This window comes from Micromonospora sp. NPDC048898 (assembly GCF_043198035.1).
GTDB lineage: Bacteria > Actinomycetota > Actinomycetes > Mycobacteriales > Micromonosporaceae > Micromonospora.
Genome location: NZ_JBICUF010000009.1, coordinates 51,909 through 74,380, shown reverse-complemented (window position 1 = coordinate 74,380; position 22,472 = coordinate 51,909). Strand labels below are relative to the sequence as shown.

19 protein-coding genes are annotated in these 22,472 nt (G+C 72.6%); 11 read left to right on the top strand and 8 right to left on the bottom strand.

What is annotated here, in order from left to right; all coding sequences use genetic code 11:
• Positions 1–67: 67 nt before the first annotated feature.
• Positions 68–865 carry a site-2 protease family protein gene (locus tag ACGFIQ_RS22710; RefSeq protein WP_393246611.1) on the bottom strand — a complete coding sequence of 266 codons (798 nt, stop codon included), beginning with the start codon at positions 863–865 and terminating at the stop codon, positions 68–70.
• Positions 865–1,065, bottom strand: coding sequence for a hypothetical protein (locus ACGFIQ_RS22705; protein ID WP_357010793.1), 201 nt, complete (start codon positions 1,063–1,065; stop codon positions 865–867). The genes ACGFIQ_RS22710 and ACGFIQ_RS22705 overlap by 1 nt, the downstream gene beginning before the upstream one ends.
• A 293-nt stretch (positions 1,066–1,358) precedes the next feature.
• Between ACGFIQ_RS22705 and ACGFIQ_RS22700 the strand changes: the two genes are divergently transcribed.
• From ACGFIQ_RS22700 to ACGFIQ_RS22690, 3 genes are all read left to right on the top strand, one after another.
• Entirely contained in the window at positions 1,359–3,302 is a 1,944-nt protein-coding gene (locus tag ACGFIQ_RS22700) for a bifunctional adenosylcobinamide kinase/adenosylcobinamide-phosphate guanylyltransferase (protein WP_393246608.1), read from the top strand.
• Entirely contained in the window at positions 3,292–4,065 is a 774-nt protein-coding gene (cobS, locus tag ACGFIQ_RS22695) for an adenosylcobinamide-GDP ribazoletransferase (RefSeq protein ID WP_393246606.1), read from the top strand. Before ACGFIQ_RS22700 ends, cobS begins: the two co-directional genes overlap by 11 nt.
• Before the next feature lie 67 nt (positions 4,066–4,132).
• Positions 4,133–5,428, top strand: coding sequence for a DUF2314 domain-containing protein (locus tag ACGFIQ_RS22690; protein ID WP_393246604.1), 1,296 nt, complete (start codon positions 4,133–4,135; stop codon positions 5,426–5,428).
• A gap of 47 nt (positions 5,429–5,475) precedes the next feature.
• Here the strand turns inward: ACGFIQ_RS22690 and gcvT are convergent, their stop codons facing one another.
• Positions 5,476–6,606, bottom strand: a complete 1,131-nt coding sequence (gene gcvT, locus ACGFIQ_RS22685) for a glycine cleavage system aminomethyltransferase GcvT (RefSeq protein ID WP_393246602.1) — start codon at positions 6,604–6,606, stop codon at positions 5,476–5,478.
• 162 nt (positions 6,607–6,768) lie between these two features.
• On the opposite strand from gcvT, the gene ACGFIQ_RS22680 reads away from it, so the two are divergent.
• Positions 6,769–8,343: a leucyl aminopeptidase gene (locus ACGFIQ_RS22680; RefSeq protein ID WP_393246600.1), complete on the top strand. Its 1,575-nt coding sequence runs from the start codon at positions 6,769–6,771 to the stop codon at positions 8,341–8,343.
• 137 nt (positions 8,344–8,480) lie between these two features.
• Here ACGFIQ_RS22680 and ACGFIQ_RS22675 read toward each other — a convergent pair whose 3' ends face one another.
• Complete coding sequence (locus ACGFIQ_RS22675; protein WP_393246598.1) at positions 8,481–8,810, bottom strand: hypothetical protein; 330 nt, start codon at positions 8,808–8,810, stop codon at positions 8,481–8,483.
• Positions 8,811–8,988: 178 nt separating this feature from the next.
• Between ACGFIQ_RS22675 and lpdA the strand changes: the two genes are divergently transcribed.
• Entirely contained in the window at positions 8,989–10,380 is a 1,392-nt protein-coding gene (lpdA, locus tag ACGFIQ_RS22670; RefSeq protein WP_393246596.1) for a dihydrolipoyl dehydrogenase, read from the top strand.
• 68 nt (positions 10,381–10,448) lie between these two features.
• The gene (gene sucB / locus ACGFIQ_RS22665; RefSeq protein ID WP_393246595.1) at positions 10,449–12,263 is read left to right on the top strand and encodes a 2-oxoglutarate dehydrogenase, E2 component, dihydrolipoamide succinyltransferase; all 1,815 of its coding nucleotides are present in this window, start codon (positions 10,449–10,451) and stop codon (positions 12,261–12,263) included.
• Positions 12,264–12,326: 63 nt separating this feature from the next.
• Here the strand turns inward: sucB and ACGFIQ_RS22660 are convergent, their stop codons facing one another.
• Entirely contained in the window at positions 12,327–13,262 is a 936-nt protein-coding gene (locus tag ACGFIQ_RS22660; protein ID WP_393246593.1) for an SDR family NAD(P)-dependent oxidoreductase, read from the bottom strand.
• A gap of 213 nt (positions 13,263–13,475) precedes the next feature.
• On the opposite strand from ACGFIQ_RS22660, the gene ACGFIQ_RS22655 reads away from it, so the two are divergent.
• Positions 13,476–14,813 (top strand): low temperature requirement protein A, encoded by a 1,338-nt coding sequence (locus tag ACGFIQ_RS22655; RefSeq protein WP_393246591.1) that lies wholly within the window; start codon positions 13,476–13,478, stop codon positions 14,811–14,813.
• Positions 14,814–14,942: 129 nt separating this feature from the next.
• Positions 14,943–15,437 carry a hemerythrin domain-containing protein gene (locus ACGFIQ_RS22650; RefSeq protein ID WP_393246589.1) on the top strand — a complete coding sequence of 165 codons (495 nt, stop codon included), beginning with the start codon at positions 14,943–14,945 and terminating at the stop codon, positions 15,435–15,437.
• Between the two features lie 23 nt (positions 15,438–15,460).
• On the opposite strand, the gene ACGFIQ_RS22645 is transcribed toward ACGFIQ_RS22650, so the two are convergent.
• Positions 15,461–15,838: a MerR family transcriptional regulator gene (locus ACGFIQ_RS22645; RefSeq protein ID WP_357553573.1), complete on the bottom strand. Its 378-nt coding sequence runs from the start codon at positions 15,836–15,838 to the stop codon at positions 15,461–15,463.
• Between the two features lie 56 nt (positions 15,839–15,894).
• Between ACGFIQ_RS22645 and ACGFIQ_RS22640 the strand changes: the two genes are divergently transcribed.
• Complete coding sequence (locus tag ACGFIQ_RS22640; RefSeq protein WP_393246587.1) at positions 15,895–16,893, top strand: aldo/keto reductase; 999 nt, start codon at positions 15,895–15,897, stop codon at positions 16,891–16,893.
• Positions 16,894–16,924: 31 nt separating this feature from the next.
• On the opposite strand, the gene ACGFIQ_RS22635 is transcribed toward ACGFIQ_RS22640, so the two are convergent.
• Positions 16,925–17,776: an NmrA family NAD(P)-binding protein gene (locus ACGFIQ_RS22635; RefSeq protein ID WP_393246586.1), complete on the bottom strand. Its 852-nt coding sequence runs from the start codon at positions 17,774–17,776 to the stop codon at positions 16,925–16,927.
• A gap of 310 nt (positions 17,777–18,086) precedes the next feature.
• Here ACGFIQ_RS22635 and ACGFIQ_RS22630 point away from each other — a divergent pair, with 310 nt between their 5' ends.
• Positions 18,087–18,986, top strand: a complete 900-nt coding sequence (locus ACGFIQ_RS22630) for a TIGR01777 family oxidoreductase (protein ID WP_393246584.1) — start codon at positions 18,087–18,089, stop codon at positions 18,984–18,986.
• A 205-nt stretch (positions 18,987–19,191) separates the two neighbouring features.
• Here the strand turns inward: ACGFIQ_RS22630 and ACGFIQ_RS22625 are convergent, their stop codons facing one another.
• On the bottom strand, positions 19,192–20,403 hold the full coding sequence (locus tag ACGFIQ_RS22625; RefSeq protein WP_393246582.1) for a PHB depolymerase family esterase: 1,212 nt from the start codon (positions 20,401–20,403) through the stop codon (positions 19,192–19,194).
• Positions 20,404–20,628: 225 nt separating this feature from the next.
• On the opposite strand from ACGFIQ_RS22625, the gene ACGFIQ_RS22620 reads away from it, so the two are divergent.
• Positions 20,629–22,461: a DUF2079 domain-containing protein gene (locus ACGFIQ_RS22620; protein ID WP_393246580.1), complete on the top strand. Its 1,833-nt coding sequence runs from the start codon at positions 20,629–20,631 to the stop codon at positions 22,459–22,461.
• The last annotated feature ends 11 nt before the right edge of the window (positions 22,462–22,472 follow it).

The window sequence follows — 22,472 nt, the reverse complement described above, 5'->3', positions numbered from 1 at the left end:
CCGGGTCCGGTCAACTCAGCCCTGCCCCGTCGCCGGGGCCGATCAGCTCCGCCCGTCGCCGGGGCGGTCAGCTCTGCCAGAAGCGGATCAGCTCCAGGCCGGTGGCGTAGAGCCACGAGGGCAGACCGAGCAGGTCACCGATCGCGAAGACCGCGTCGAAGAACCAGCCGCCGATGCGCGGGTTCCACAACAGCGCGAAGAGCAGCAGGAAACCGTACGGGGCGAACAGGTCGTACATCTTGCGCCACTGCGGGTTGAGCCACGGCTGGATCATGTTGCCGCCGTCCAGGCCGGGCACCGGCAGCAGGTTCAGCACGCTCGCGGTGAGTTGCAGGAAGGCGAGTAGCGCCACCCCCGCCCAGAACTCCACCGGCCCGCCCGACTGGGTGCCGAGCCGCACCGCCAACACGAGCACCAGCGTGAACAGCACGTTTGTCGCCGGCCCGGCGAGGCTGACAAGTGTGTGCCGCAGTCGGCCCGGGATGGCGTGCCGGTCCACCCAGACCGCCCCGCCGGGCAGGCCGATGCCACCGAGCAGCACCACCGCCACCGGCAGCACGATCGACAGCAGCGGGTGGGTGTACTTCAACGGGTTGAGCGTCAGGTAGCCGCGGTGGGCGATGTCCCGGTCGCCGGCCCGGTAGGCCACCACCGCGTGGGCGTACTCGTGCAGGCACAGCGAGACCAGCCAGCCGGACACCACGAACAGGAACACGTTGAACCTGACGCTGCCGTAACCGTTCCACGCCAGCACCCCGCTGACCGCGAAGAGGGCGACCAGGCCGAGGAAGATCGGGCTGGGCCGAAACGCCGCCTTGGGTACGCCGAGGACCAGCCCGTCGGCGCCCGGCCGGTCGTAGGCCATCACTCGGCCGTGGGCAGCAGGCTCATCCGGTAATCCACCCGGTCGTCCTCGACGAGCGCGACCGAGGTGACGCCGGACGCCGCGAGCTCCCGCCAGGTCTGACCGATCCAGGATTCGGCATCGGCCTGGCTGCTGAACGACTCCGCCGGTCCTTCGACCGTCTGGCCGTCCGTGCCCTCGTACCGCCAGCTCCACGCCATGCCGCGTCTCCCCTCGCCGCTGAAGTCCCCGTGGGACGAACCCTCGCCAGCGTAGTCGGCCCAGAGCACAACGGCCGCTCGCTCGCCCCGGCGGAACCCAGCAAGATCAAGCCAGCCGAACCACCCACCCCTTCCGTGATCTTGCACTTTCTGCCTGGACATAGAAGGCATTCCACGCATCTCGGCGACCGAAAGTGCAAGATCGGCGGGGCGGGAGGCGGGGCGGGCTTTCGATCTTCGGCAGGGCTGGGGCGACGTGCCCGGACTCGGACGAGGCGAACTAAGGTACGGGCATGTCCGTAGACGGGTGGAACACGGTCCTGGTGCTCGGCGGGATCCGGTCCGGCAAGTCCGAGTTCGCCGAGTCCCTGGTCACCGACGCGCCGGTGGTCCGCTACCTCGCCACCGCGCCCGAGGGCGACCCGGAGGACACCGAGTGGGCGACCCGGTTGGCGGCGCACCGCGCCCGGCGGCCGGGCAGCTGGACCACCGAGGAGACCACCGAGGACCCGCGCCGGCTGGCCGATGTGCTCGCGTCCGCCGAGCCCAACGAGACGCTGCTCGTCGACGACCTCGGCGGCTGGGTGACAGTGCTGCTCGACCCGGCGCACCAGCCGGCCGACGACGTGGCGACGATCGACGAGCTGGCCGACGCGATCCGCACCTGCTCGGCCCGGGTGGTGCTGGTGAGCCCCGAGGTGGGGCTGTCGCTGGTGCCGACCACCCCGCTGGGCCGGGCGTTCACCGACGCGCTGGGCGCGGCCAACCGCGCGGTCGCCGACGCCTGCGACGCGGTGGCCCTGGTGGTCGCCGGCCAGCCGGTGTGGCTCAAGCCGACCGCCGACACGACCGCCCCGGCCACCCCCGGCAGCGCCACCACCCCGACCGCCGCCGGCAGCGCCACCACCCCGACCGCTCCCGCCAGCGCGACCGCCCCCGGCAGCGCGAGCGAGCCAGCCGCCCCCGGCAGCCTGGCCGACGCCGCGCCCACCCCCGAGGTGCAGCTGCCCGACGTGCTGACCCACACGCCACCGGCCGTTGCGGCCCAGGAGCCCGGCAACCCCTGGGCCGCCCCGACCATGGCGCTGCCGATGGTGGCCACCGGGCTGGTCATCCAGCCGGGCATGGAGCTGCCGATGCCCGACGAGTTCGCGGGCCCGCAGGCGGTGGACCGACTGGCCACGCTGGACGTACCGGGCGCCGGGCTGGGTGTGTTGGACCGGGTGGTCGGCTTCGCCGCCACCACCCAGGGCACCCCCACCCCCCAGGCCTGGGGCTCGGTACGGGTGTTGCTGCTGCACGGCGACCACGCCGGCGGGGCGTCGGCCGGCACCGTCGCCGGTGAGTCGGCGCGCCGGGCCGCGCAGGCCCGCGCCGGCCGGGGCGCGTTGGCGCGACTCGCCGCCGAGAGTGGCGCCAGCCTGCAGGTGGTGGACACTCCCACCGCCGCGCCGATGGAGGACCAACCGGCGCTCTCGCTCGATCAGGTGGAGTCGGCACTGCGCTACGGCTGGCGGCTCGCCGAGCAGGCCGCCGACGCCGGCGTACAGCTGCTGGTGCTGGGGGCGTGCGGCGCCGGCACCGAGGCGGCGGCCGCGGCGGTGCTCGCCGCGACCGCGGGCGCGGAGCCGCCCGCCGTGCTGGGCCGGGTGATCACCGACGCCGGCGAGATCGACGACGCGGCGTGGATGATCCGCTGCGCGGCGGTCCGCGACGCGCTGCACCGCACCCACCGTTCGCCACGCGGCGCCAAGGACATCCTGGCCGAGCTGGGCGGCGGTGACGTGGCGGTGGCCACCGGCGTGCTGCTCGGCGCCACCGCCCGGCGGGTGCCGGTGCTGCTCGACGGGCCGGTCGGGGTGGCCGCCGGCATGGTCAGCCGCGACCTGGCCGGGCAGGCCCGGCACTGGTGCCTGCTCGCCGACCACGGCGGTCACCCGTCGGTGCGGCTCGCCGCCGACGTGCTCGGTCTCACCCCGCTGCTCGACCTGCGGATGGATCTCGGCGAGGGCGCGAACGCCCTTGTCGCGCTCCCGCTGCTGCGCTCGGTACTCGCCCTGGCCGCCGCGCTGCCGGTCCACCCGTCGCTCGGGGGCGACGAGGAGCCCGACCCGACCCTCGACGAACCGGAGTCGGTCTACGCCGAGCCCGACTACGCCGAGCCGGAGCCGGCCGGCCCGGGTCCGGCCAGCACCGGGGCGGACGAGCAGCCGGCGTCGGGCTGGCGTGCCGGCTGAGTCGCGGTTCCTCGCGGGCACCCGGCTGGCGGTCACCACGTTCACCACGCTGCCGGTGCGGGCCGGGCGGATCGACCGCCCGGTCGCCGGCACCGCGATGGCACTCGCCCCGGTGGTCGGCGCGCTGCTGGGCGTCCCGCTGGCCGGGGTGCTGCTGCTGACCGGCGCGTTCGCTCCCCCACTGGTGGCCGCGGGTGTGACGGTCGGCGCGGCCGCACTGCTCACCCGCGGGCTGCACCTGGACGGGCTGGCCGACACCGTGGACGCGCTCGGCTCGTACCGGCGGGGGGCGGCAGCACTGGAGATCATGAAGAAGCCGGACGTCGGCCCGTTCGGGGTGGTCGCCCTGGTGGTCGTACTCCTGGTGCAGTCGGCGGCGCTCGCCGACCTGGCGGGGCGGTCCGGGCTGGCGTGTCTCGCGGCGGTGGTCGCGGCGACCGCCGCCGGGCGGTTCGGCGTCACGGTGGCCTGCCGGCGGGGAGTGCCGGCGGCCCGACCGGACGGGCTCGGCGCGCTGGTGGCCGGCACGGTCGGCCCGGTGGCGGTGACCGTCGGCGCGGTCGCCGTCGCACTGCTGGCGGTGCCCGCGGTGCCCGGCCGCCCGTGGCAGGGGCCGCTGGCCGTCGCCACCGCGCTCGCCGTCGCACTCGCGCTGCTGACCCACGTGGTACGCCGTCTCGGCGGGATCACCGGCGACGTGCTCGGCGCGACCGTCGAGGTGGTCACCACGCTGGTCTACCTGGGTGTCGTGCTGTCCGCCTGAACCGGGCACGGCGGGCCGGGTAGCGTTCGGCTCGACAGCACCGGCACGGCCACCGAGGGAAACAAGCATGCTCATCACTGACGACTTCCTGCCCGTACCGGTGCCGGAGTCGCTCAGCGCGACCTACCTGGTGCCGATGGCGGGGCTGCCGAAGGTCAGCGCGAAGACCGCGGTGGCGGCCCTGACCGGCCGGCTGGCCGAGCCGGTGCACGGGCTGGCCCGCCAGATGCTGGACAGCCCGCTGATGAGCGTCGACACCCGGCCCATCGCCGACTTTCCCGAGCTGCCGCCGGACCTGCTCACCGCGTTCGGCGCCACCGAGGAGCAGTTGGCCCGGCTGGCCGCGGCGAGCCACCTGGTGGTCGTACAGGCCGAATACCGGCCCGGTTGGCCGCCCGCGCACGAGTGGGCGGCCCGCGCGGTCGCGGCCGCCGTGGCGGAGTCCGTCGACAGCGACGTGGTGGACGTCTTCGGCCTGCAGTTCCTCGACCCGGCGACCGCGCTGCGCTCGCTCCCCGACGAGCAGGGCCGCGTCCGACTCGTCGACTGGGTGCTGGTGCCCTACTCGTCCGACACGGAAGGGCTGTGGTTCACCACCAAGGGGCTGCGCCGTTTCGGGCTGCTCGAACTGCAGACCCAGGGGGTGCCCGACCACCTCACCCGCGCCTGGGGTGCGGTGATGACCGGGGCGGCCCGTCGACTGCTGCGGGACTGGACCGACGGGCTCACCGGCGAGGAGGTGCCGGCGTTCGTGCAACTGCCGGTGCTCGCCACGGTCACCGGGCACGACATCGCGGTGGCGTACGGCAATCCGGAGCAACACGGCGCGACGGCCCCGGTGCTGCTGCGCCTGGAGCTGGACCCGGCGACCGACCCGGAGGCCGACTCGTTCCTGAGCCTGCGCCCACCCGCCGGCCACCCGGGCCCGGACGGGCGCTACTACGCCGCCGCCTGCGCGACCCTGTTCTCCGGGATCCAGCCGGACGTGCGCTACGCCCGCTCCGGTGACGCGATGAGCCGGGCGGTCGCCACCGCCCGCGCGGCGCTGGGTGACGCGCGGGCCCGGTTCGTCGCCGGCCAGCTGCCCGCGGAGTCACAGCTGGTGGTCAAGTACGGCCTGCCCGGCGACGACGGCCCGGAGTACGTCTGGGCGGGCGTCACCTCCTGGGAGGCCGCGGAGCGGATCGTCGGCGTGAGCGCCAGCGACGCCAACACCGACCCGAGTGTGCGCATCGGCGCCCCGGTGGTGGTGGAGGCGACAGACGTGGTCGACTGGGCCATCCTGAACGCGACAGGCGTCATCGAAGGCGGCTGGACCCAAGCAGTCCTAGATTCCGGCGAACCCCCCGCCCCCAAGCGCTAACCCCCGCCCCGCCCCGGTTGGGACGGGCAGGGACGGCTGGGTGGGGGTTACTTCACCGAGGGGGTTACGAAGGGGGGTTTTGTTAGGGCCAGGGGGGCTCGACGGCCTCGGATGTCGATCTCGACCTCGTCGCCTTCGGCGAGGTTGGCGTCGGTGTCCAGCAGGGCCAGGGCGATGCCCTGTTTGCGGGTTGGCGAGAAGGTGCCACTTGTCACCTCGCCGACCTGGGTGCCGCCCACGTGCAGGGTCATGCCGGGGCGGGGGATGGCCCGGTCGACGGCCACCAGGCCGCGCAGCGTACGCCGGGGGCCGGCGGCCTTCTCGGCGAGCAGCGCGTCGCGGCCCCAGAAGGCCGGCTTGTCCCAACCGACGGCCCAGCCCGAGCGGGCCTGCACCGGGGTGATGTCCACCGAGAGGTCCTGCCCGTGCAGTGGGTAGCCCATCTCGGTACGCAGGGTGTCCCGGGCGGCCAGGCCGCAGGCCCGCAGCTCGAACGCCTCCCCGGCGGCGAAGAGCGCGTCCCAGACGGTCACCGCGTGCTCCGCCGGCACCACCAGCTCGTATCCCAGTTCGCCCGTGTACCCGGTACGGCAGACGGTCAGCTCCACCCCGGCCAGGCTCGCCGCGGAGAAGCTCATGTAACCGTGTTCGGTGGGCAGGTCGAGGGCGGTCAGCAACTCGGCCGAGCGGGGGCCCTGCACGGCCAGTACGGCGTACCCGTCGTGCTCGTCGGTGACGGTGACCTGCGCGGGCGCGGCGGCGCGCAACCGGCGCACCACCTCGGCGGTGTTCGCGGCGTTCGGGATGAGGAACACGTGGTCGTCGGCGTACAGGTAGGCGATGATGTCGTCCACCACGCCACCGGTGGCGTCGTCGCAGCAGAGCGTGTACTGCGCCCGGCCCGGCCCGATCCGGCCCAGGTCGTTGCTGAGGCAGGAGTTGACGAAGTCGGCCGCGCCGGGGCCGCTGACCCGGGCCTTGCCGAGGTGCGACACGTCGAAGACCCCGACCGCGGTCCGCACCGCGGTGTGCTCCTTGAGCACCCCGCCGCCGGCGTACTCCAGCGGCATCTCCCAGCCCCCGAAGGGGGCGAACTTGGCGCCGGCGGCGGTGTGCCGCTCGTGCAGCGGGGAACGACGCAGCCGGGTCGCGGCGGCGTCGGAGGTCACGTCGGTCATGGGTGGCAACTTACCGGGGGCCAGGTCGCTGGTTAGCATCGGCGGGAGCCCGCTGGCGCTGTCGGCGGGACAACCATGACGTTCGGCGGGTACGTTCCGCCGAAGACCTTCACCGCTGGTACGCGACGCCGCGACCGGCCCGGCCCGCCCGGAGTAGCTTCAGTGACATCGCCCCGCACCACCAACCTGAGCCTGGTCGACACCGATCCGGCTGAGCTCGCCGTCGACGCGATCGTGATCGGCGTGCACAGCCAGACCGGAGAGCAGGGTGCCACGAGCGGCCTCGCCGGCACCCTGCTGCTCGCCAGCGGCGCGGAGAGCATCGCCGCCGCGTTCGACGGAAGGCTGACCGAGACGCTGGCGCTGCTCGGCGCGACCGGTGGGCCGGGTGAGGTCATCAAGCTGGCCACGCTGGGCACCGTGACCGCCCCGCTGGTCGCCGCGGTCGGGCTCGGCCCGGAGCCGTCGGGTGCCGCCCCGGCCCCGGAGACGCTGCGCCGGGCCGCCGGTTCGGCGATCCGGGCTCTGGCGGGCGCGCCCAGGGTCGCGCTGGCGATGCCGCTGCCGGACGACGCGGACGCGTCGGCCGAGCTGCGCGCGGTCGCGGAGGGCGCGCTGCTCGGCGGGTACCGGTTCGCCGGCTACAAGACCCGCCCGCAGCCGACCCGGCGGGAGCCGGTGACCGAGGTGCTGATCGCCGTGCCGGACGCCGCTGACGCGGGCGCCCAGGCGGAGATCACCCGGGCGCAGGTGGTGGCGAACGCGGTCCGGCTCACCCGGGACTGGGTGAACAGCGCTCCGAACGAGTTGCGTCCGCCGTCGTTCGCCGACGCGGTCGCCGGTGCCGCCCGGGACGCGGGCCTCGGCGTCGAGGTGCTGGACGAGGCGGCGCTGGCCGCCGGCGGTTACGGCGGCATCGTCGCGGTCGGTCAGGGCTCGGAGGCCCCGCCCCGGCTGGTGAAGCTCACCTACACGCCGCAGAACGGTGGCAACGGCAAGCGGGTCGCGCTTGTCGGCAAGGGGATCACCTTCGACACCGGCGGCATCTCGATCAAGCCGGCGCAGGGCATGTGGGAGATGAAGTCCGACATGGGCGGCGCGGCCGCGGTGGGCGCGGCCATGCTGGCGATCGCCGCGCTGAAGCCGGCGGTGGCGGTCAGCGCCTACCTGCCGATGGCGGAGAACATGCCGTCGGGCACCAGCTACCGGCCGGGTGACGTGATCACCATGTTCAACGGCAAGCGGGTCGAGGTGCTCAACACCGACGCCGAGGGCCGGATGATCCTGGGCGACGCCATGGCCCGCGCCTGCGCGGACGGCACCGACTACCTGTTCGAGACCTCCACCCTGACCGGTGGCCAGGTGGTGGCGCTGGGCAAGCGGGTGGCCGGCGTGATGGGCACCCCGGAGCTGTGCGAGCGGGTCCAGGTGGCCGGCGACGCGGTCGGCGAGCCCGCCTGGCCGATGCCGCTGCCCGACGACGTGCGTAAGGGCATGGAGTCCGACGTGGCGGACATCTCCCAGGTCAACGCCGGGATGGACCGGGCCGGTCACATGCTGCAGGGCGGGGTGTTCCTGCGCGAGTTCGTGACCGACGACGTGGCCTGGGCGCACATCGACATCGCCGGCCCGAGTTACCACTCGGGCGAGCCGACCGGCTACTGGACCAAGGGCGGCACCGGCGTCCCGGTCCGCATGCTGGTGCAGCTCGTCGAGGACGTCGCCGCCAACGGCTGACGGAACTCCCGGAAGGGCCGCCTGCCGCCGCGGGCGGCCCTTCCGCACGTCTCAGTGCCGCTCGGGCGGCGTCCGCGCCTCAGTGCCGCTCGGGGCGGCGTCCGCGCCTCAGTGCCGCTCGGGACGGCGTTTGCGGCTCAGTGCCGCTCGGGGCGGCGTTTGCGCCGTTCGTTGAAGTCGCGCATCCGCTGCGGGTAGCCCATCAGCCGGACGTCGTACACCGGGATGCCCATCCGGTACGCGAAGCGCCGGGCGCCGTCCGGGCCGTCGATGCGCCGCCGGGTCCACTCCCCGTCGTCGGCGATCAGGATGACAGTGGTCTCGGTCACCGTCGTCCGCGGCTCGATGAACGCCTCGACGCCACGCCGGCTCCGGACGAAGTTCTCCAGATGGTCCAGGTCGCCACGATCGGCGGCACGATCACGGCTCGGCACAGCCGCCTGTTTGCGGCGCCGGAACAAGCCCACCGGATCTCTCCCCCACCGTGCGTCATCGACAACGGTGCCAAGGGTACGTGTCGATGACGTGTCGTTGGGCACCTCGGTACGCACCCTGTGCTCAGTGGTGACAAGATGACCGAGGTGGGGTGTGTCCCTGTTACACCTCTGTGACCCCCGATGCAGCGACGCGACCTGGGAGTTGGACGTGAGCGAGCCGAACGAAGCGACCTTCGACATCGTCATTCTCGGAGGTGGCAGCGGCGGCTACGCGACCGCGCTGCGCGCCGTCCAGCTGGGCCTGAAGGTCGCGCTGGTCGAGAAGGGCAAACTCGGTGGCACCTGCCTGCACAACGGCTGCATCCCGACGAAGGCGCTGCTGCACGCGGCGGAGATCGCCGACCAGGCCCGCGAGTCGGAGCAGTTCGGCGTGAAGGCCGAGCTGATCGGCATCGACATGGCCGGGGTCAACTCGTACAAGGACGGCGTGATCGCCCGCCTGTACAAGGGCCTGCAAGGCATGTTGAAGGGCAACAAGGGCATCACGATCGTCGAGGGCGCCGGCAAGCTGGTCGGCAAGAACGTCGTCGAGGTGGACGGCAAGCGCTACACCGGCCGCAACATCGTCCTGGCCTCCGGCTCGTACGCGAAGAGCCTGCCCGGCCTGGAGGTCGACGGCGAGCGGATCATCACCAGCGACCACGCCCTCACGATGGACCGGGTGCCGTCGTCGGTGATCGTGCTCGGTGGCGGCGTGATCGGCGTCGAGTTCGCCAGCGTGTGGAAGTCCTTCGGCGTGGACGTGACGATCGTCGAGGCGCTGCCCCGGCTGGTCGCCGCCGAGGACGAGGAGTCGTCGAAGGCGCTGGAGCGGGCCTTCCGCAAGCGGAAGATCAACTTTAAGGTCGGCAAGCCGTTCGAGAAGGTCGAGAAGACCGAGAACGGCGTCAAGCTGACCATCTCCGGCGGCGAGACCGTCGAGGCCGAGCTGCTGCTGGTTGCCGTCGGTCGCGGCCCGAACACCGCCAACCTCGGGTACGAGGAGCAGGGCGTCAAGATGGACCGCGGCTACGTGCTGACCGACGAGCGGCTGCGCACCAGCGTGCCGAACGTCTACGCCGTCGGCGACATCGTGCCCGGCCTCCAGCTCGCGCACCGCGGCTTCCAGCAGGGCATCTTCGTCGCCGAGGAGATCGCCGGGCAGACCCCCGCCGTGATCGACGAGGTCGGCATCCCGCGGGTCACCTACTGCGACCCGGAGCTGGCGTCGGTCGGCCTGACCGAGGCCAAGGCCAAGGAGCAGTACGGCGCCGACAAGGTCAAGACGTACAACTACAACCTGGGTGGCAACGGCAAGAGCCAGATCCTCAAGACGACCGGCTTCGTGAAGCTGGTCCGGGTCGAGGACGGCCCGGTGGTCGGCGTGCACATGATCGGCGCGCGGGTGGGTGAGCTGATCGGTGAGGCGCAGCTCATCTACAACTGGGAGGCGTACCCGGCGGAGGTCGCCCAGCTCGTGCACGCCCACCCGACCCAGAACGAGGCCCTGGGCGAGGCGCACCTGGCCCTCGCCGGCAAGCCGCTGCACGCGCACGCCTGATCACCCACAACCGCGGCGTCCGACGACGGGCGAAGATCCCCCCAGGGGAATGAAGGAGTCTGGAGAACATGCCGGTATCGGTCACCATGCCCCGGCTCGGCGAGAGCGTCACCGAGGGCACCGTCACGCGCTGGCTCAAGCAGGAGGGCGACACGGTCGAGATCGACGAGCCCCTGCTCGAGGTCTCGACCGACAAGGTCGACACCGAGATCCCGTCGCCCGCTGCGGGCGTGCTGAGCCGGATCGTGGTCGGCGAGGACGAGACCGCCGAGGTCGGCAGCGAGCTGGCGGTCATCGCCGGTGAGGGCGAGTCGACCGGCGGTGGCGAGGCCGCCCCGCAGGAGCAGGCGCCGGCCGAGTCGGTCGAGCCGGCCGCCGAGCCGACGGCCGCCGCCGAGGGCACCGCCGACGAGGTGGCCCAGGACGAGGCACCGGCTCCGGCCGCCGCTTCGTCGGGCGAGGGCACCGCGGTGAAGATGCCGGCCCTGGGTGAGAGCGTCACCGAGGGTACTGTCACCCGCTGGCTCAAGCAGGTCGGCGAGACCATCGAGGTCGACGAGCCGCTGCTGGAGGTCTCCACCGACAAGGTGGACACCGAGATCCCCTCGCCGGTCGCCGGCACCGTGCTGGAGATCAAGGTCGCCGAGGACGAGACCGCGGCGGTCGGCGCCGACCTGGCGATCATCGGCGTTGCCGGTGCGGCCCCCACCCAGGCGAAGCCCGAGCCGAAGCCCGAGCCGAAGGCAGAGGCCGCGCCGAAGCAGGAGCCGAAGGTCGACGAGCCCACGCCGGGCATGTCGTACAACGAGCCGGCCGCGGAGACCGAGAGCTCGGCGCAGCCGGCGAAGACCGAGCAGGCCGCGCAGCCGGCCGCACCGACCTCGGCACCGTCGCGCCCGTCCGCCCCGGCGCCGGCTTCCGGCGAGGAGGCCGCCGGGTACGTGACCCCGCTGGTGCGCAAGCTGGCCAGTGAGCACGGCGTCGACCTGTCCACGCTCAACGGCACCGGTGTGGGTGGCCGGATCCGCAAGCAGGACGTGCTCGACGCGGCCGAGAAGGCGAAGGCCGCCAAGGCCGCCCCCGCTCCCGCCGCGCAGCCGGCCGCCGCACCGTCGGCGGCTGCGGCCAAGCCGGCCGCGAAGCCGCAGCCGAGTGGCAAGCGGGGCACCACCGAGAAGCTCCCCCGGATCCGTAAGGCGATCGCCAAGCGGATGCAGGAGTCGCTGCACGAGATGGCGCAGCTGACCACGGTGGTCGAGGTGGACGTCACCCGGGTCGCCAAGTTGCGGGCGCAGGCGAAGGACTCGTTCGTGCAGCGGCACGGGGTGAAGCTGTCCTTCCTGCCGTTCTTCGCTCTCGCCGCCGTCGAGGCGCTGCAGACGTACCCGATCGTCAACGCCCAACTGGACCTGGACGGCGGCACGATCACCTACCCGGCGGCGGAGCACCTCGGCATCGCGGTGGACACCGAGCGGGGCCTCGTGGTGCCGGTCATCCACAACGCCGGTGACCTCAACCTCGGTGGCATCGCGAAGCGGGTCGCCGACCTGGCCGAGCGCACCCGGACCAACAAGATCAGCCCGGACGAGATCGCCGGGGCGACCTTCACGCTCACCAACACGGGCAGCCGGGGCGCGCTCTTCGACACCCCGATCGTGCCGAAGCCGCAGTCGGCGATGCTCGGCACGGGTGCCGTGGTCAAGCGTCCGGTCGTGGTCAACGACCCGGATCTGGGCGAGGTCGTCGCGGTCCGGTCGATGGTCTACCTGGCCATGTCCTACGACCACCGGCTGATCGACGGCGCCGACGCCGCCCGCTTCCTGAGCGCGATCAAGGAGCGGCTGGAGGCCGGCAACTTCGAGCCGGAGCTGGGCCTGTCCTGATCCCGCCCAACACGCGAAAGGGCGCCCCGGTCGTCGACCGGGGCGCCCTTTCGTCTGCGTCGCTCAGCCCTTGAGCAGGTCGGTCGAGACCTTCCAGAGCCGCTCGGCGGCCTCCGGGTCCAGCGCGTACGCCGCGACGCCCGTGCGCCCCCCGGGCTGGGCGGGGGCGGCCTCCTGACAGTCCTCGAAGTAGCGCCCAGCCACACCGTCGAGCAGTGGTGAGGCGGCGACCAGCACCGAGGTGGCGGCACCCTGTTCGACTGTCTTCCACGCCGCCGCGTTGCCCGCGCGGATCCGGTTGAGTTCCTCCTCGCTGACGTAGCGCTGCAGGTTGGTCTGGATCGCGCCGGGCATCAACGAGTTGGCCGTGATCCCGTCGTCGGCCCAGCGGCGGCTCGCCTCCACGGCGAAGAGCACGTTTGCCGTCTTCGACTGCCCGTACGCCTGCCACGGCTCGTACTCTCGGCGCTCGTACTGGATGTCCTCGAAGACCACCGGTGAGCGCAGGTGGGCGGCGGAGCTGACCGAGACGATCCGGGCCCCGTCGCCGGCGGCGAGCGCCTGTCGCAACCCGGTGGCGAGCGCGAAGTGCCCCAGGTGGTTGGTGGCGAACTGCATCTCCCAGCCCTGCGGGGTGCGCATCTCCGGGGAGGCCATGATGCCGGCGTTGTTGACCAGGATGTGCAGCGGGCCGTCCCAGTTCGCCACGAAGTCGGCGATCGACGCGTGGTCGGCGAGGTCGAGCGGCGCGACCATGACCCGGTCGTTGTCGGTGGTGGCGGTGATGTCGTCGGCGGCACGCTGCCCGGCCTCGGTGTCGCGGACGGCCAGGGTGACCTCGGCGCCGGCGCTGGCCAGGGCCCGGGCGGTCTCCACGCCGATGCCGGACGACCCGCCGGTGACGATCGCCCGCCGCCGGACGAGGTCCACGCCCCGGATCACGTCCATGGCCGTGGAGTGACTGGCGAACGAGGTGCTGATCGGGTTGTTCGTCGTCATGATCCATCCTTGTCCGCGGTGGGTCGGACCGACCGGCCCGCTGCCGGAGGCCGTTGGCGGCCATGATCCGGCCTCCGCGCCGACCGAACGGCGCTCCGGACCGGACGAGGGCCGGTCCGGGCGGTTTCCCGCCCCGGGCCCGAGGTAACGCTCGACCGGGCCGCCATCGCCGTTCGAGCCTTCGAGCAGGGCAGACGCTGCCAGAGTGGGACCGTGGGCAGTTACCGGCGGGGCGGGCAACTGGGCCCTGCCGTCCCGATCGCCCCCGGTGCCCGGGTGGACAAGTTCGAGGTCTTCTTCGACCTGGTCTTCGTCTTCTCGTTCTTCATCATCACCCGGGCGACCGCCGCGAACATCTCCGGCCGACAGTTGCTGCACGCCAGTCTGGTGCTCGCCGTGCTCTGGTGGATCTGGGTGGTGCACAGCCTGGTCGCCACCCGGGTCCGGCTCGGTGAGGGCTACGTGCCGGTGCTCATGGTGATCGCCATGGTGGCTCTGTTCGCGTTCGCGTTGGCGCTGCCGCAGGCGTTCAGCGACCCGAAGGGCGGCGCCGGCGGCCCGATGCTGGTGGCCATCAGCTACGTCGTGGTCCGGGCCGTGCACATGTACCTGTATCAGCACGTGGTGCGGGACAGCCCGCAGGAGCGGCGGCAACTGCGGCGGTTCGCCCCGGAGTTGGCGGTGAGCATCGTGCTGCTGCTGGCCGCCGCGCTGATCCCGCCGCAGATCACCGACCCGGACCGGGCCGCCATGGTCCGCGACGCGCTGTGGATCGCGGTGGTGGTGGTGCAGTACGCCACCGGCTTCATCGTCGGCACCTGGGGCTGGGGGGTGACAAGCGCCGAACACTGGACGGAGCGCTACGACCTCATCCTGATCATCGCGCTGGGCGAGTCGATCATCTCCACGGGTGTGGGCGGCAACCTGCTCGGCAAGCCGGTCACCTGGCCGGCGGTGGCGGCCGCCGCGCTCGGCATCGTGGTCACGGCTGCCCTCTGGTGGGCGCACTTCGACTTCATCGGGCCAGCCGCCCGGATCGCCCTGCACTCCTCCGAGGGCGGCCCGCGGGTGGCGATGGCCCGGGACGCGTACGCGTACCTCTACCTGCCGATGATCGCGGGGGTGATCCTCTTCTCGATCGGCAACGAGCAGATCCTGCACAAGATCACCGACCCGTCCGGCGGGATCGCCGAGCGGGTCGAGGGCCCGGCCGTGCCGATGCTGTTCGGCGGCCTGATCTGCTACTTCGCCGTCAACATGCTCTTCCAGCTACGCACCCTGCACACCGTCACCTGGACCCGCGTCGGCGTCATCGTGGTGTTGACGGCCGCCCTGCCGGTCGGCCAACACCTGCCGGGGTTGGGCGCGCTCACCCTCGCGACAGTGATCTGCGTGGGGCTGGTCGCCGTGGAGGTGCTGCTGTTGTCGGGCTCCCGACACGCGTTGCGGGCCGCCGTCTTCCAGGAGCGCACCAGCCACGAGGCCCACGAGGCCGCCTGGCGCGCCCGCTGGCACGACGTCCGGGAGACCGACGAGCCGACCACCCCGTGACCGCCGGCGTTCCCGGGTTCGGGGCGCGACCGGGCGGCCCGGTCGGGTTAGACTCCGGCGCAGCGTCGCGGTGCACCCGGCTCGAAGGCCGCCGTGGGCATGGAGGCGCGGGGACAGCATGGGACGAACGTGCACCCGAGCACCTCACCGGCCGGCCGGCTCGCCGCCGTCGGCAATCAGATGATCGAGATCCACCTCTGGCTCAGCGCGGAACTGGCCCGACTTCGGGCAAACCTCGACACCTCGGGCGACGCGCGGGCATCCCGGGACCTGCGGGCCCATTGCCTGACCTTCTGCGCCGCACTCGGCCGACACCACACCGGTGAGGACGCGGGCGCGTTCCGGCTGCTCGCCGACCAGGTCCCCGAGCTGCGCCCGGTCATCGCGAACCTGATCACCGACCACGAGGTGGTGGCCGGCATCCTGACACGGGTCGAGGCGCTGCTCGCCGGCGACCCGGCGCTGCCGCTCGCCCAGGTGCGCGCCGAGCTGGACGGGTTGGCCGCGTTACTGGAGTCGCACTTCCGCTACGAGGAAAAACGGCTGGTCAGCGCGCTGAATGCGCTCACCGGCCGGCCCGGGACGACCGAGCAACTCCTCGGCCTGACCGCACCGCCGACCTGACGGATGGCCCGGCCCAGTGCCGATCACTCCTGCGGCGCCGGGCCGAGCTGCCGCTCGTAGAAGCGGATCTTCTCCCGCAGGTGGTCGTACTGGCGCTGGAGCAGGCGCATCTGCTCCTCCACCCGCGCCGCGTGGTGGCGCAGCAGGTCGCGCCGCTCGTCGGCGGTGTGCTCGCCCTCGCGGGCCAACTGCGCGTAGCGGCGCATCTGCGCGATCGGCATCCCGGTGTCGCGCAGGCAGCGGAACAGCACCAGCCAGCCCAGGTCGTCGTCGGTGAAGACCCGCTGCCCGCCCGCCGTCCGATCCACGTCGGCGAGCAGCCCGATCTTCTCGTAGTACCGCAGGGTGTCCAGGCTGAAGCCACTGCGGCGGGCGGCCTCCGAGGGGGCGTAACCGTTCATGCTCCGCGATGGTAGTGCTTGACCTGGAGTGCGCTCCAGGTTGGAGGCTGGTGACCATGACGACGACACGAACGCTGGGACGCAGCGGCATCACGGTGAGCGCCATCGGGATGGGGTGCTGGGCGATCGGTGGGCCGCTCTGGGGCGACGACGCGCAGCCGTTCGGCTGGGGCGAGGTGGACGACGACGAGTCGGTCCGCACCATCCACCGGGCGCTCGATCTCGGGGTGACCCTGTTCGACACGGCCAGCAACTACGGTGCCGGGCACAGCGAGCGGATCCTCGGTCGCGCCCTGGCCGGCCGGCGGGACCGCGCGGTGATCGCCACCAAGTTCGGCAACGTCAGCGAGGAGGCCACCCGGCGGGCGCTCGGCACCGACGCCAGCCCGGCGTACGCGGTCCGCAGCCTGGAAGACTCACTGCGCCGGCTCGGCACCGATCACGTCGACCTGTACCAGCTGCACATCGCCGAGCTGCCGGTGCCCGCCGCGCTCGACCTGATCGACACCCTGGAGGGCCTCGTCGACCAGGGCAAGATCCGGGCGTACGGCTGGAGCACCGACAACCCCGCCTCGGCGGAGGCGTTCGCGGCCGCCGGCCGGCACTGCGCCGCGATCCAGCACGACGAGTCGGTGCTGCGCGACAACCCGGCGGTGCTGGCGGTCTGCGACAGCCACGACCTGGCCAGCCTCAACCGCGGTCCGCTGGCGATGGGACTGCTCACCGGGTCGACCCGGGCGGTCGGGCCGGACGACGTGCGCGGGCGCGCCCCGGAGTGGTTGGAGTGGTTCACCGACGGTCGGCCGACGCCACGCTGGGCGGCCCGGGTCGAGCAGGTCCGCGCGGCGCTCACGGCGGACGGGCGCACCCTCGCGCAGGGCGCGCTCGGCTGGCTGCTGGCGCGCAGCCCTCGTACCATCCCGATCCCCGGTCTGCGCACGGTGGCGCAGGCCGAGGAGAACCTGGCCACCCTGGCGCTCGGCCCGCTGAGCGCCGAGGCGTACGCCGAGGTGGAGGGACTGCTCGCCGACCTGCGCCCGGCCCACGCGGCCTGACCGCCGCGGTGGCCGGACGCCCCGGGCGTCGTCACCGGAAGTCGTCCGCGTGCTCCGCGGCCCACTGCCGGAACGTGCGCCCGGGGCGTCCGGTCACCTGCTCGACGTCCGGGGCGACCCAGCTGCTGCCGTCGGGGTAGCGCCCCATCTCCAGGAACCACTCGATCACCTCGGCCGGGTAGTGGTCCTTCCAGTGCTCGCGGGCCTGCTCCGGGCTCAGCTCGTCGAAGCGCACCGGGCGGCCGATCGCCTCGCCGATCATCCGGACGGCGTCGCGGCGGCGGACCGGCTCCGGCCCGGTGGGCTGGTAGACGCGGCCGGCGTGGCCGTCCTCGGTCAGCGCGGCCACGATGACCGCGGCGATGTCCGCCTCGTGGACCAACGCGCTGTTCCAGTCCCCGAACGGTGCCCGCACCACCCCCTCGGTGCGGATCCCGGCCGCCCAGTCGCGGGTGTTGGCCATGAACTCGCCCGGGAAGACGTGCGTCCACTCCAGGCCCGAGTTCTCGACGGCCCGGTGCAGGGGCCGGTGGGGTGCCTCGATCGGGTCGTCGTCCGCCCGACTCGGATCGTTGTGGCCGAGATGGGTGACCCGGCGGACGCCGGCCTGTCGGGCCAGCTCCAGGATCTCGGCGCCGGTGGTCAGCGGCCCGTACCCGTCCATCGCGACCAGGTGCATGCACGTCACGCCGCGCAGAGCCGCAACAAGCGTGTGGGGTCTGGCGAAGTCGCCCGCCACCACCTCCACCCCGGCGGGCAGCCCGGTGGCCGCCGGCGACGCGGGATCGCGGGTCAGCGCGCGTACGTCGTGGCCGGCGGCCACCAGTTGCCGGACCAGGCTGCCTCCGACCGTGCCGGTCGCTCCGGTCACCAGAATCGGCATGGTTCCTCCTCAGGGTCGCCCGTCGGCGGGCACGGCGAGCCAACCCCGCCACACGGGAGCGCTCTCGGATTGGCTCATGGTCGGTCAGATCGGTGCCGGAAGCAATTGCGAATAACGTATTCATGTTTGCTCTGACCTGCGGAAACGCGGTGACCCCGAATGCGCGCGGCACACTTTTTCGGCGGCTGGGACGCCCCTTGACCTGCGTTTTCCCTGCGGATCGGCGTGCTGGCACAGGTTTCTTGCCGGAACACCCCACCGTGGCCGGCCCAATGCATCCGTCAAGCGCGTTCTGGACGAAGATGGGGGTATGCGCATCCTTCTGGCCGGCGCGTCCGGCTTCCTCGGCACTCGGCTGGCCGAACGGCTCACGACGGACGGGCACCAGATCACCCGGCTCGTCCGCCGGCCCACCCGCGACCCCCGGGAGCGACGCTGGGACCCCGCCGCCGGGCAGCTCGACCCGGCCGTGGTCGCCGAGGCGGACGCGGTGGTCAACCTGGCCGGAGCGGGCGTCGGCGACAAGCGCTGGGACGACAACTACCGGCGGTTGATCAGGACCAGCCGGGTGGACAGCACCACCACGCTCGCGACCACCATCGCCGGGCTCCCGACCACGGACCGGCCCCGGGTGCTGCTCAACTCCTCGGCCGTGGGTTGGTACGGCAACACCGGCGACCGGGCCGTGGAGGAGGACGCGCCGGCCGGCGAGGGCTTCCTGGCCGACGTCTGCCGGGTGTGGGAGGCCGCGACCCGACCGGCCGAGGACGCCGGGGTACGCGTGGTGCGGTTGCGCACCGGCCTGCCGCTGCACCGCGACGGCGGGCTGCTCAAGCCGCAGTTGCTGCCGTTCAAGCTGGGCATCGCCGGGCGGTTGGGCAGCGGTCGGCAGTGGCTGCCGTGGATCTCGCTCGTCGACTGGCTGGACGCGACCCTCTTCCTGCTGGACCGCGACGACATCGCCGGCCCGGTCAACGTGGTCGGCCCGAACCCGGTGACGAACGCCGAGTTCACCCGCGAGCTGGCCCGGCAGCTGCACCGCCCGGCGATCATCCCGATCCCCGCGCTGGCCCTCAAGGTGGCCCTCGGCGGCTTCGCCCACGAGGCCCTCACCAGCACCAGGGTCCTACCCGCCGTCCTGACCCGCGCGGCCTTCCCGTACCAACACCCCACCCTCCCGACAGCCCTGCAAACGGCCCTGACCGACTAGGGCCTGTGTCAAAGCCCCTGGCCGGCCTGCGGCGGGCCCAGACGACGACCGGCCGCGTTGGAGATTGGTCCGGATACAACACCGGTATCCGGACCAATCTCCGCCTTGCCGGATCGCCGCCTGGACTCCGCCTCGGCTCGACCGAAGGCTTTGACACAGGCCCTAACCCCACCGGCCCCGCCCCGGGGGCCAGGGGGCAGGGGTGTTAGCAGCCGATTACCCAGTGGTTGGGGGCGGTTTGCTTGAGGGTGCTGGTGTAGAAGGTGTTGTAGAGGCCCATGCGTTGGTTGGAGCCGTTGGCGTAGGCGTAGCCGCCGGACTGGTAGGCCCGGCCCGCCGCCACGTGCGCGTAGTTGCTGGCCGTCACGCAGGTCGGGGGCGTGGTCGGGGTCGGGGTCGGGGCGGCCGTCTGGGTAGGGGTCGGGGTCGGGGTGGTGCCGCCGCCGTTCAGACCGAAGAAGAGCGCGTCACGGTACGTCGAGCAGATGGTGTCGAGGAGGTACGCCCCGGCGGTGCCGCACTGGTCGGCCCCGGAACCCGGGTCGACCGGAGTGCCGTGGCCCATGCCGGAGACCCGGTAGAGCCGTACCTCGTCGTTGCCGTACACCTCCAGGCTGGTGTTGGCGGGCAGGGACGAGGTGCTGGTCGGGGTCTGCGAGATGCCGCGCACGTTCGTCCACTGGTCGCGGGACTCGGTGCCGTTGAGCGGGGCGACCGTCGGGTCCGAGGTGCCGTGCCAGATGGCCACGCGGGGCCGCGGGCCGGTGTAGCCGGAGTACGCGCCCCGCACCAGGTCGCCCCAGGCGGCCGGGGTCCGGTCCGAGCCCGGGTTCATGCAGCTGAAGGCGTTGACCATGCTGGTGGCGCAGCGGTAGGGAATGCCCGCGATGATCGATCCGGCGGCGAAGACGTCCGGGTAGGTGGCGAGCATGACCGCGCTCATGGCACCGCCCGCGGACAGCCCGCTGACGAAGACCCGGGAGCCGTCCACCCCGAAGTTCGCCTTGGCGTGGTCGACCATCTGCTTGACGGACAGCGCCTCACCCTGGCCCCGGGCGGTGTCGCCGGCCTCGAAGAAGTTGAAGCAGGAGTTGGCGTTGTTGCCGGCGGGCTGCTGGGCGACGATCAGGGAGAACTTCCACTGGTCGGCGTACTTCTGCCAGCCGGAACCGGAGAAGTAGCCGGCGGCGGTCTGGGTGCAGCCGTGCAGCAGCACCACGGCCGGGGAGTTGGCCGGCAGGTTGTCCGGCCGGTAGGCGTACATGGCGAGGTTGCCCGGGTTGGAGCCGAACCCGGTCACCTGGGTGAGGGTGGCGGCCTGGGCGGGTGCGGCGATGGCGACCGCGCCGGCTGCGGCGAGGACGAGCCCGACGCCCGCGCCGATCAGCCGGGTGAGGATGGACGAGGAGCGGCGCACGGCGGCCTCCTGAGGCAGCGGACTGTGAACTGGGTCACGGTCGAATTGCCGTGACGTTACGACGATGTGTCGCCGCCCTGACATGGGGCGCGCTCACACATTCACGGCCGCCGAGGTGTACGCCGAACCGTCGACGCGTGGCCTCCCCAGCCTCACGCGACAACAACGGTCCCCTCCTCGCAGGTCTGACCGGCCTGTCCAGGTCCGGTTGGTAACGTCCGCTGCGTGCCGTCCTCCCCGTCGCTGGCCACCGGGCCCGCATCCGCGTCACCGCCGCGCGTCGTCCGGGACCGCCGGGCCGACCTGATCGTCGTGCTGGTGTCGCTCGCGCTCGCCGTCTGGGTGACCAGCGGGCTGTGGCGGGACCCGAACGTTCGCACCATCACCGTCAACTCCAGCGACCAGGCGCTCTTCGAGTGGCTGTTGGCCTTCGGCGGGCACGCGGTCACCCACGGGGACAACCCGCTCTTCACGTACCTGATCAACGTCCCGGACGGCGTGAACCTCGCGGTCAACACCTCGATCACGGTGTACGCGGTGGTCTTCGCCCCGCTGACGTACCTGATCGGGCCGCCGGCCACGTTCCTGGTGATCCTCACCCTGAACCTGCTGGCCACGGCACTGGCCTGGTACTGGCTGCTCTCCCGGCACCTGGTCGGCAGTCGGCTGGCCGCCGGGGTCGGCGGCCTGTTCGTCGCCTACTCCCCCGGCATGGTCTCGCACGCCAACGCCCACCTGAACTGGACCGCCGGCTGGCTGGTGCCGTTGCTGATCTGGCGGCTGTTCGCGCTGCGCCGAGCGGGGCACTGGCTGCGCGACGGAGTGATCCTCGGCGTGCTGGTCGCGGTGGCCTTCTCGATCGCCGCCGAGGGCCTCTTCTTCACCGCGCTGGCGCTCGGGGTGTTCGTCGCCGTCTGGGCGCTGCACCCGGTCAACCGGGCCGAGGCCCGCACCGCGCTGCCCACCTTCCTGCGCGGGCTCGGGGTGACCGCGGTGGTGGCCGGCGCGCTGCTGTCGTACCCGCTGTGGCTGCACTTCGCCGGGCCGCAACGGTTCCACGGCACCGGCTTCGACCCGGTGATCCACTCCGAGGACATCGCCGCGTTCGCCGCGTTCCCGCGGCGTTCGCTGGCCGGCGAGGCGGGGCTGGGCACCTCGTTGGCCCCGAACCCGACCGAGGAGAACTCGTTCTTCGGCGTTCCGCTGCTGGTGCTCACCGTGGTCTGCTTCGTCGCGCTCTGGCGGTGGGCCGACGCGGGCCGCCGGGCCACCCTCTGGGCGCTGGGCCTCCTCGCGCTGATCTTCGCGGTGCTCTCCTTCGGACCGGTCGCCAAGGTCGACGGGCGACGCACCGACCTGCCCATGCCGTTCGACCTGCTCGGGCACCTGCCGGTGGTGAACGCCGCGCTGCCGGCCCGGCTGGCGCTGGTGGTGGCGCCGGTGGTCGGGCTACTGCTCGCGTACGCGGTCGACCACCTGCGCGCCGCACCACCCCGGCACCGCTCCACGGAGTTGGCCTGGCTGATCGGGTTCGCGGTGGCCCTGGTGCCGCTGCTGCCCACCCCGCTGCTGACCGACGAGCGGGAGCCCATTCCACGGTTCATCACCTCGGGCACCTGGCGGGACTACGTCTCACCGGACGGGGTGCTCACCCCGGTGCCGTTGACCGTGGACATCTACCCGGACGGTCAACGCTGGCAGGCGTACGCGTTGGCGCACCGGCAGGGCGAGTTCGAGATCCCCGGCGGCTTCTTCCTCGGCCCCGGCGGGCCGGACGGGCGCGGCCGGATCGGCCCGGTACCCCGCACCCTGAGCGCGTTGATGGACCAGGCCGGCCGGACCGGGCTGGTGCCGATCGTCACCGACGGAACGATCCGGGAGGTCCAGTCGGACCTGCGGCACTGGCGGATCGAGACGGTGGTGCTCGCCGACCAGGTGCACGGCGCGAAGTTCGAGGTGGACGAGGAGGCGCTGCTTCGTACCGGCACCGCCCTGTTCGGCGAGCCACAGCGGGTCGACGACGTCTGGCTCTGGCGCATCCCGGCGGCGGACCGGTAGCCGCGCCGAAA